The following is a 7607-nucleotide window of genomic DNA, read 5'->3' as shown; positions in this document are numbered from 1 at the left end:
CCGGGTGGTCAGATCGGGAGTCGGTTGGGGAATTGGACGGCGAAGGCGTTCAGGGCCTGGTGCCATCCCTGGGTGCCGGTTCCGAGCTCGCCTCCGCGGGTGGTCTCGATGTTCCGGATCCCCAGGTAGACCAGCTTGAGCGCCGCGTCGTCGGAGGGGAACGAGCCCCTGGTCTTGGTGATCTTCCGGAGCTGGTAGTTGATCGATTCGATCTGGTTCGTGGTGTAGATGACCTTGCGTATCTCGGGTGTGAACGCCAGGAACGGGGTGAAGTCCTCCCACGCGTTCCTCCACGCCAGCACCGCCCCGGGGGCCTTGGCCTGCCAGGCCTCGGCGAAGGCCTCCATGGCCAGCTCCGCGGCCTGCACGGTCGGAGCCGTGTAGATCGGACGCATGTCCTTGGCCATCGCCTTGCGGTCCCCGTAGGAGGCGTAGCGCATCGCCGAGCGCAGCAGGTGCACCACGCACGTCTGGACCACGGTCTGCGGGTAGATGCTGTTCACCGCCGCCGGCAGGCCGCTCAGCCCGTCGCAACACAGGACCAGGATGTCCGTGGCGCCGCGATTGCGGATCTCGGTGAGCACGTTGGCCCAGAACTTCGCCCCCTCCGAAGCGCCCAGCCACAGGCCCAGGACCTGCTTGCGGCCCTCGACGTCCACGCCCACGGCGATGTGGCAGGCCCTGTTCGCCACGACCCCGCCGTCACGGATCTTCAGCCAGATCGCGTCGATGTAGACGATCGGATACACCGCTTCCAGCGGCCGGTTCTGCCATTGGGCGACCTCGTCGGCGATGACGTCGGTGACCCGGGAGATCGTCGCGGCGGAGACCTTGGCCCCGTAGATCTCCTCGAGGTGGGCCCCGATGTCGCGGGTGCTCATCCCACGGGCGTAGAGCGAGAGGATCATGTCCTCGACCTTGCCCAGCCGGCGGGACCGCTTGGGCACAATGACCGGCGCGAAGGAGCCGTTCCGATCCCGTGGCACGGTGATCTGCACCGGCCCCTGCAGGGTCTGCACGTTCTTGGTGGTCTTGCCGTTGCGCGAGTTTCCCGTCCCGGCCCCGGCGGGGTCCCCGGACTCGTAGCCGAGGTGGTCGCTCATCTCGGTCTCCAGGCTCCGTTCCAGGACCGCGCGGGTCATTCGCGCCAGCAGCTCCTCGACGCCGTGGCGCCCCTGCCCGAGATCCTCCGCGGCGGTGACGAGGGCGTCGATCTGATCGGCGCTGAGAACGCCTTCAAGAGGGTTCGGAATGGTGTTGGTATCTGCCATGAGGCCCGTCCTTTCAAAGGGGTGAAACCACAGGTCACACCCCAGTTAGAGACCGGACCCTTACACACTCTATGAAACACCCTCTTCATCGCGGGCAACTGGGCGATCATCACCTCCGCCGCCGTGGCCGTCGTCCTCGCCGCCGTTGCCCTGTCCCTGCGACGCCGCAGCAAAAGCAAGGCGCAGGACAGCAATATGCCCGCGGAGGAGGCTGAGAGCAGTGAGAACACCGAGTCGTGCTGCAGCCCGGCTCCCCACCTTCCCCACACGGCGCCAGTGCGCGACAACCAGCAAGGAAACCCATGACAACGACGAGAAGCCAACGGCGCATCTTCACCATCACTGCCCTCATGGCCGCCGCGGCGCTCATCCTGCTCCTGGCCCTCGCGGCACTGAACCGCGGGAACGAAACCAATCCAGCCGCCGGGCCAGCCGGCGGAAGCAACGACGGCAGGATAGAGATCACGTCTGTGGACGGCCGGGAGCTCACCGTCCCCTCCACCCGCCCGACGGTGCTGTATTTCATGGCGAGCTGGTGCTATACCTGTGTTCCGCAGGCGGAGGCGATGAAGGAACTGGAACAGGAATATGCCGACAAGGCAGACTTCGTCGCCGTCGATGTGACGCCGGAGAACACAAAAACCGAAGTGGACCAGTTCCGTGAACTGGCCGGCAACCCCGGATACCCCTACGTTGTTGACCGTACCAGGGAGCTCATCCAAAAGTATGGGGTCATGTCCCTGGACAGCACCATCGTCGTCTCACCCGAGGGTGAAGTCCTGGCCCGGGCCGACTCCCGGCCCATGAAGGCCGATGCCCTGAAGGCATTTCTTGACGCAGCACTTCCCTAGCAGCGGAAAGCACCCAACTATTCGCACCGGCTCTTGACCTTCCCGTGCAGGGGAAGGTTCATACTGGGACGGCACACGCACCAGAAGAATGCCCCCCGGGTGTTCATCTAAGACTTGATGGAGGATTCATGCCTGAAGCAACAACACCCGATTTCGACCTGGCTGTCATCGGCTCCGGAGGCGGCGCGTTCGCGGCCGCGATCCGGGCCACCAACCTGGGCAAGCGGGTGGTGATGATCGAACGCTCCACGGTGGGCGGGACGTGCGTGAACACCGGCTGCGTGCCGTCCAAGGCCCTGCTGGCCGCCGCGGAGGCCAGGCATGTTGCTTTGGACGGGACCGGAAGATTCCCCGGGATCGGCACTTCCGCCGCCCCGGTGGACATGGGGGCACTCATTGACGGGAAACGCTCCCTGGTCGAGGGCATGCGCTCGGATAAATACGTGGATCTGGCCGCCGACTACGGGTGGGACCTGCGCCAGGGCACCGCGGTGTTCGCCGGCACCCAGGAGGAACCTGTCCTGGAGATCACCGGGCCCGACGGCGCCCGCGACTCCCTGACCGCCGCCCAGTATCTGGTGGCCACCGGTTCGGCCCCGTGGGCACCACCGGTACCGGGACTGGATGAGGTTGACTACCTGACCTCGACCACGGCCATGGAACTGGACGAGGTGCCCGAGTCCCTGATCGTCTTCGGCGGCGGGTACGTGGCCCTGGAGATGGCGCAGCTTTTTGCCCGGCTCGGATCGAAGGTGACCCTGCTGGTTCGCTCCCGGTTGGCCTCGCACGAGGAACCCGAAGCCTCCCGTGCCCTGATGGGCGTCTTCGCCGACGAGGGCATCCGCGTCATCCGCCGGGCCACCGTGTCCTCCGTGCGCATGGACCCGGCCACCGGCGGGATTCTCGCAACCGCGACGGTGGCCGGGGGCCAGGAGGAATTCCGGGCCGCGAAGCTGCTGGTGGCCACCGGACGCCGCGCCGTCACCGACGGGTTGAACCTGGCCGCCGTCGGCGTAAAAACCGGCGACACCGGCGAGATCCTGGTCAACAACCGGCTCAACAGCACCAACGAACGGATCTGGGCCGCCGGGGACGTGACCGGGCACCGGGAATTTGTCTACGTCGCAGCCTCCCACGGCACCCTGGTCGTGGAGAACGCGTTCAACAACGCTGGCCGCGAGGTCGACTACGGGCACCTGCCCCGGGTCACCTTCACGAGCCCCGCCCTGGCCGCCGTCGGCATGACCGACAAGGAAGCCAACGAGGCGGGCATCCGGTGCGAGTGCCGGGTCCTGCCTCTGGAGTACGTGCCGCGGGCCCTGGTGAACCGTGACACCCGGGGCTTCATCAAGATCGTCGCCGATGCCGACACCGGGCGCATCCTGGGCATCACCGCCGTGGCAAAGGACGCCGGGGAGTTGGCTGCCGCCGGCGTCTACATCCTGGAAGCCGGGATGACCGTGGAACAGGTGGCCAAGATGTGGAGCCCGTACCTCACCATGGCCGAAGGCCTCAAGATCGCCGCCCAGTCCTTCAGCACCGACATCTCCATGCTCTCCTGCTGCGCCTCCTGACACCCGCCCCGCCACCACGGAAGGAACCCCCTGCCATGACCGAAGACTTCACCGAACTTACCGACCGCCTGGCCTCACCCGACACCGGACTCGAAGCCGCACTCTGGGTCCCGCTGCTGCGCCTGCTCTCACGGGGCGATCCCGTGGACATCGTGGACCTGGCCGCCGCGACCGGACGCACCGTCCCGGAGGTCCGCGCCGCGCTGGGCGCCGTCCCCGACACCGAGTACGACGGGGAGGGGCACATCATCGGGCAGGGTCTGACCCTGCGCCCCACGCAACACCGCTTCGAGGTCGACGGGGAACAGCTGTACACGTGGTGCGCCCTGGACACCCTGATCTTTCCGGCGTTGCTGGGCGCCAGCGCGCGGGTCGAATCGGCCTGCCACGCCACCGGGGTCCCCGTACGGCTCAGCGTCGGGGCGGGTGGCGTGACCGGCGTGCAGCCGGCCACTGCCGTGCTCTCCCTGATCAATCCGGAGGACATGAGCTCGATACGATCGGCGTTCTGCAACCAGGTCCACTTCTTCGCCTCGGCCGAAGCGGCACAGCCCTGGCTCGATGCGGCTCCCGGCGGTTCCGTCGTCCCCATCGCCGACGCCTTCCGGCTCGGCACTGCCATGGCCGGGGCCCTGCTCCACGAAACCCCGCCCGCGCAGCGAGCCCTCCAGGGGAAGGGCGTGCGCGGGTGCGTTTGCTAACAAAATGACACAGTCCGCGCCCGCCCGCCTGCGCTAGGTCCGATTCATGAATCGGAACTAGCGCAGGCGGGCGGCTTAGCCGTGCGGCGGCGGGGTTCACTTTTCGCAGGCCCGGGCCAAGTGCCACTTGTCATCAACGTCAGCCAAAATCGTCAAACCCGCCAAGCGAACCCGTGATTTAACCGCCAAACGAAGGGTTCTGGCACACATTTCGTGAATGGTGACGGGTTCTCGCCGTGGTGGGATCGTTGTGACTGTGTGAGGAATTGCTGCGGGTGGTGTTCCCGCATTTGAACCGGGTGATGGTGGGGCAGGCGCGCCGGGCGGATGGGATGGTGCGGGTCTCGGCCCGGACCCGCGAGGACGGTGCGTTTCCGTGCCCGGGCTGCGGGGTGCTGTCGCGACGGGTGCATAGCCGCTACCGGCGCCAGATCGCCGATACTGCCATCGGCGGGCAGCCGGTTCTCATCGAGTTGTCGGTGCGGCGCCTGTTCTGCGACGAACGGGGCTGCCCCCGGCATACCTTCTGCGAGCAGATCGAGGGCCTGAGCATCCGCTATGGGAGGCGTACCCCGACCCTGTTGAAGGTTCTCCAGGCTGTCGGCCTGGCCTTGGCGGGGCGGGCAGGGGCTAGGCTAACCACCGTCCTGGGTGCCACGGTGAGCAGGACGACCCTGCTTCGCGTGGTGATGCGGTTGCCCGCACCCACTCCGGTCGGTGCTCCAAAGGTGCTGGGGGTGGACGACTTCGCACTGCGTAAACGTGAGGTTTACGGCACGGTCTTGGTCGACTGCGGCTCCCACCGCCCCATTGACCTGTTGCCGGACCGGCAGTCGGGCACCTTCGCCCGATGGCTGTGTGAACACCCTGGCGCGCAGGTCATCTGCCGCGACCGGGCCGGGGCCTACGCGGAGGGCGCCAGCACCGGAGCGCCGGAAGCGGTGCAGGTCGCCGATCGCTGGCACCTGTGGCACAACTTGGGCGAACACGTGGAAAAGGAGGTCGCCCGACACCGGCTGTGCCTGCCCGGCCCCGCCCCGCACCCTAGTACCGATGTCTGGCAAGGCCCTCCTGGGGAGTTCGCCGCAGCTCACACCGCAGCCTACGCCGTTGGCCATGTCCTGCCCGAGCGGACGCACGCGCGCTACCGGCGCGTGCACGAGCTCCTGGCGCAGGGTGCCAGCATGCAGGCAGCCGCCCGCAAGCTTGGCCTGTGCTACAACACGGTGCGCAAGTATGCACGAGCCGACAGCGCGGACGCGTTGGCCGGGGCCCGGTCCGACCGGGTGACGATCCTCGAGGCCTACAAGCCCTACCTGCACCAGCGGTTGAGCGAGGGCCCCGCCAGCACCGCCGAGCTGCACCGGCAGATCACCGCGAAGGGATACCGGGGCAGCTACGGCACGGTGGCGGCCTACCTGCGGGAGCTCCGCGCCACCGGAATCATCCCCGCCCCGGGCCCAGCACCGCCGACGGTAAGGCAGGTGGCCGGCTGGATCATGACTGATCCCGACGTGCTGGGCGAAGAGGTGCGGGCCAAGCTCAAGGCCGTGCTGGCCAACTGCCCGGAGCTGGAGTCCACCACGGCGCACGTCCACGACTTCGCCGCAATGCTCACCGAGCTGCGCGGCGAGACCGTCTCCGGGACTGGCTCGGCAAGATCTACATCGATACCCTGCCGAGCCTGCGCTCCTTCGCCAACGGCATCGACCGGGACCGTGACGCGGTGATCGCCGGACTGAGCCTGCCCTACAGCTCCGGCGTCGTTGAAGGGAACATCAATCGGATCAAGATGCTCAAACGCCAGATGTATGGCCGGGCAGGCTTCCCGCTCCTCAGGCAGAGAGTCCTGCTCTCATGACCGCCACCACGGCCGATCCCCGATTCACGAAATTCGTGCCAGAACCAAACGAAGTTGACAGTCACACCCGTGGGCACTTTATCGTGACCCTTGACATTCCCGACGCCGCAAGCTGAGCAAGCGGCAGGTTTAGGGTCTGTCAGATTAACGGTGGATCTGGCCTGGCGCATTGTCAGTTGATTCGGCCTTCGAAGGTGATAGCGAAGGCGTTGAGCGCGGGCTTCCACCTCGTGACCCACCGTGCCCGACCTTGCCCCGTCGGGTCAAGCGACCGGGTCACGAGATACAGGCATTTCAGCGCGGCAGCGTCGTTGGGGAAGTGCCCGCGGGCACGGACGGCGCGCCGGTAGCGGGCGTTGAGCGACTCGATCGCGTTCGTGGAGCAGATGATGCGGCGGATCTCGACGTCGTAGTCCAGAAACGGGATGAATTCCGCCCATGCGTTCTCCCAGAGCTGCCGGATCGCGGGATACATGGTGCACCACTTCTCGGCGAACTCCTCGAACCTGGCCCTCGCGACAGCTTCGTTGACGGCGGTATAGACCGGCTTGAGGTCGCGGGCGATCTGGTCCCAGTACTTCCGCGACGCGTATTTGAACGTGTTGCGGATCAGGTGGATGATGCATGTCTGCACCGTCGTCAGCTCCCACGTCGTGTTGATCGCGTCCGGGAGGCCTTTCAGCCCGTCGCAGACGACGATGCAGACGTCCTCGACGCCGCGGTTCTTGATCTCGGTGAGCACGCCGAGCCAGAACTTCGCGCCCTCACCACCGTCGCCGGCCCAGATCCCGAGGATGTCGCGTTCCCCGCCCGTGGTGACGCCGACGGCGACGTAGAACGGTTTGTTGCGCACCTGCCCGTCCCGCACCTTCACGACGATCGCGTCGATGAACACCACCGGGTAGACGCGGTCCAACGGACGGTTCTGCCACTCGGTCATCTCCTCGATCACCTTGTCGGTGATCTTCGAGATCGTGTCCTTCGAGACGCTGGCTCCGTAGACATCGTCGAAGTGCGCCGCGACCTCACCGGTCGTGAGCCCGCGCGCGGTCAATGACAGCACGATCTCGTCGATCCCGTCCAGCCGACGCTGCCGCTTGCGCACGATCCTCGGCTGGAACGACCCCTCACGATCCCGGGGAACGTCGATCTGCACTGCACCGACCTCGGTCATCACGGTCTTCGCCCGCGTCCCGTTACGGGCATTCTCGCCGGTGCTGGGCTGGTGCTTGTCATAACCGAGGTGCTCGGTCATCTCGACCTCGAGCGCAGTCTCCAGCACCCGCTTCGTTAGCCCGGCGAGCAGCCCGTCCGGGCCGACCAGGCTGACGCCCTTCTCCTTCGCTTCC

At 66.7% G+C, this 7607-nt stretch carries 7 protein-coding genes; 5 read left to right on the top strand and 2 right to left on the bottom strand.

The genetic code is table 11. The features are described from left to right. Positions 1–8: 8 nt before the first annotated feature. A complete protein-coding gene (locus ACQ3I4_RS16375) occupies positions 9–1271 on the bottom strand; it encodes an IS256 family transposase (protein ID WP_329864319.1) in 1263 nt (420 codons plus the stop codon). Positions 1272–1573: 302 nt separating this feature from the next. On the opposite strand from ACQ3I4_RS16375, the gene ACQ3I4_RS16370 reads away from it, so the two are divergent. The 5 genes from ACQ3I4_RS16370 (at position 1574) to ACQ3I4_RS16350 (ending at position 6258) form a co-directional block, all read left to right on the top strand. Then, positions 1574–2122 carry a TlpA family protein disulfide reductase gene (locus ACQ3I4_RS16370; RefSeq protein ID WP_430633919.1) on the top strand — a complete coding sequence of 183 codons (549 nt, stop codon included), beginning with the start codon at positions 1574–1576 and terminating at the stop codon, positions 2120–2122. 128 nt (positions 2123–2250) lie between these two features. Then, positions 2251–3696: a mercury(II) reductase gene (gene merA / locus ACQ3I4_RS16365; RefSeq protein WP_430633918.1), complete on the top strand. Its 1446-nt coding sequence runs from the start codon at positions 2251–2253 to the stop codon at positions 3694–3696. A 35-nt stretch (positions 3697–3731) separates the two neighbouring features. Continuing rightward, positions 3732–4397: an organomercurial lyase MerB gene (merB, locus tag ACQ3I4_RS16360; protein ID WP_430633917.1), complete on the top strand. Its 666-nt coding sequence runs from the start codon at positions 3732–3734 to the stop codon at positions 4395–4397. Positions 4398–4672: 275 nt separating this feature from the next. Next, entirely contained in the window at positions 4673–6127 is a 1455-nt protein-coding gene (locus ACQ3I4_RS16355) for an ISL3 family transposase (RefSeq protein WP_430633916.1), read from the top strand. After that, positions 6058–6258 (top strand): transposase, encoded by a 201-nt coding sequence (locus tag ACQ3I4_RS16350; protein ID WP_430633920.1) that lies wholly within the window; start codon positions 6058–6060, stop codon positions 6256–6258. Before ACQ3I4_RS16355 ends, ACQ3I4_RS16350 begins: the two co-directional genes overlap by 70 nt. Before the next feature lie 172 nt (positions 6259–6430). On the opposite strand, the gene ACQ3I4_RS16345 is transcribed toward ACQ3I4_RS16350, so the two are convergent. Next, on the bottom strand, positions 6431–7607 hold a 1177-nt coding region (locus ACQ3I4_RS16345), incomplete at its 5' end, for an IS256 family transposase (protein WP_430633832.1).

Source organism: Zafaria sp. Z1313 (assembly GCF_050563205.1).
Taxonomy (GTDB): domain Bacteria; phylum Actinomycetota; class Actinomycetes; order Actinomycetales; family Micrococcaceae; genus JAZDCJ01.
Note: the sequence above shows the minus strand (reverse complement) of the source record. Positions and strands in the feature narration are given on the sequence as shown.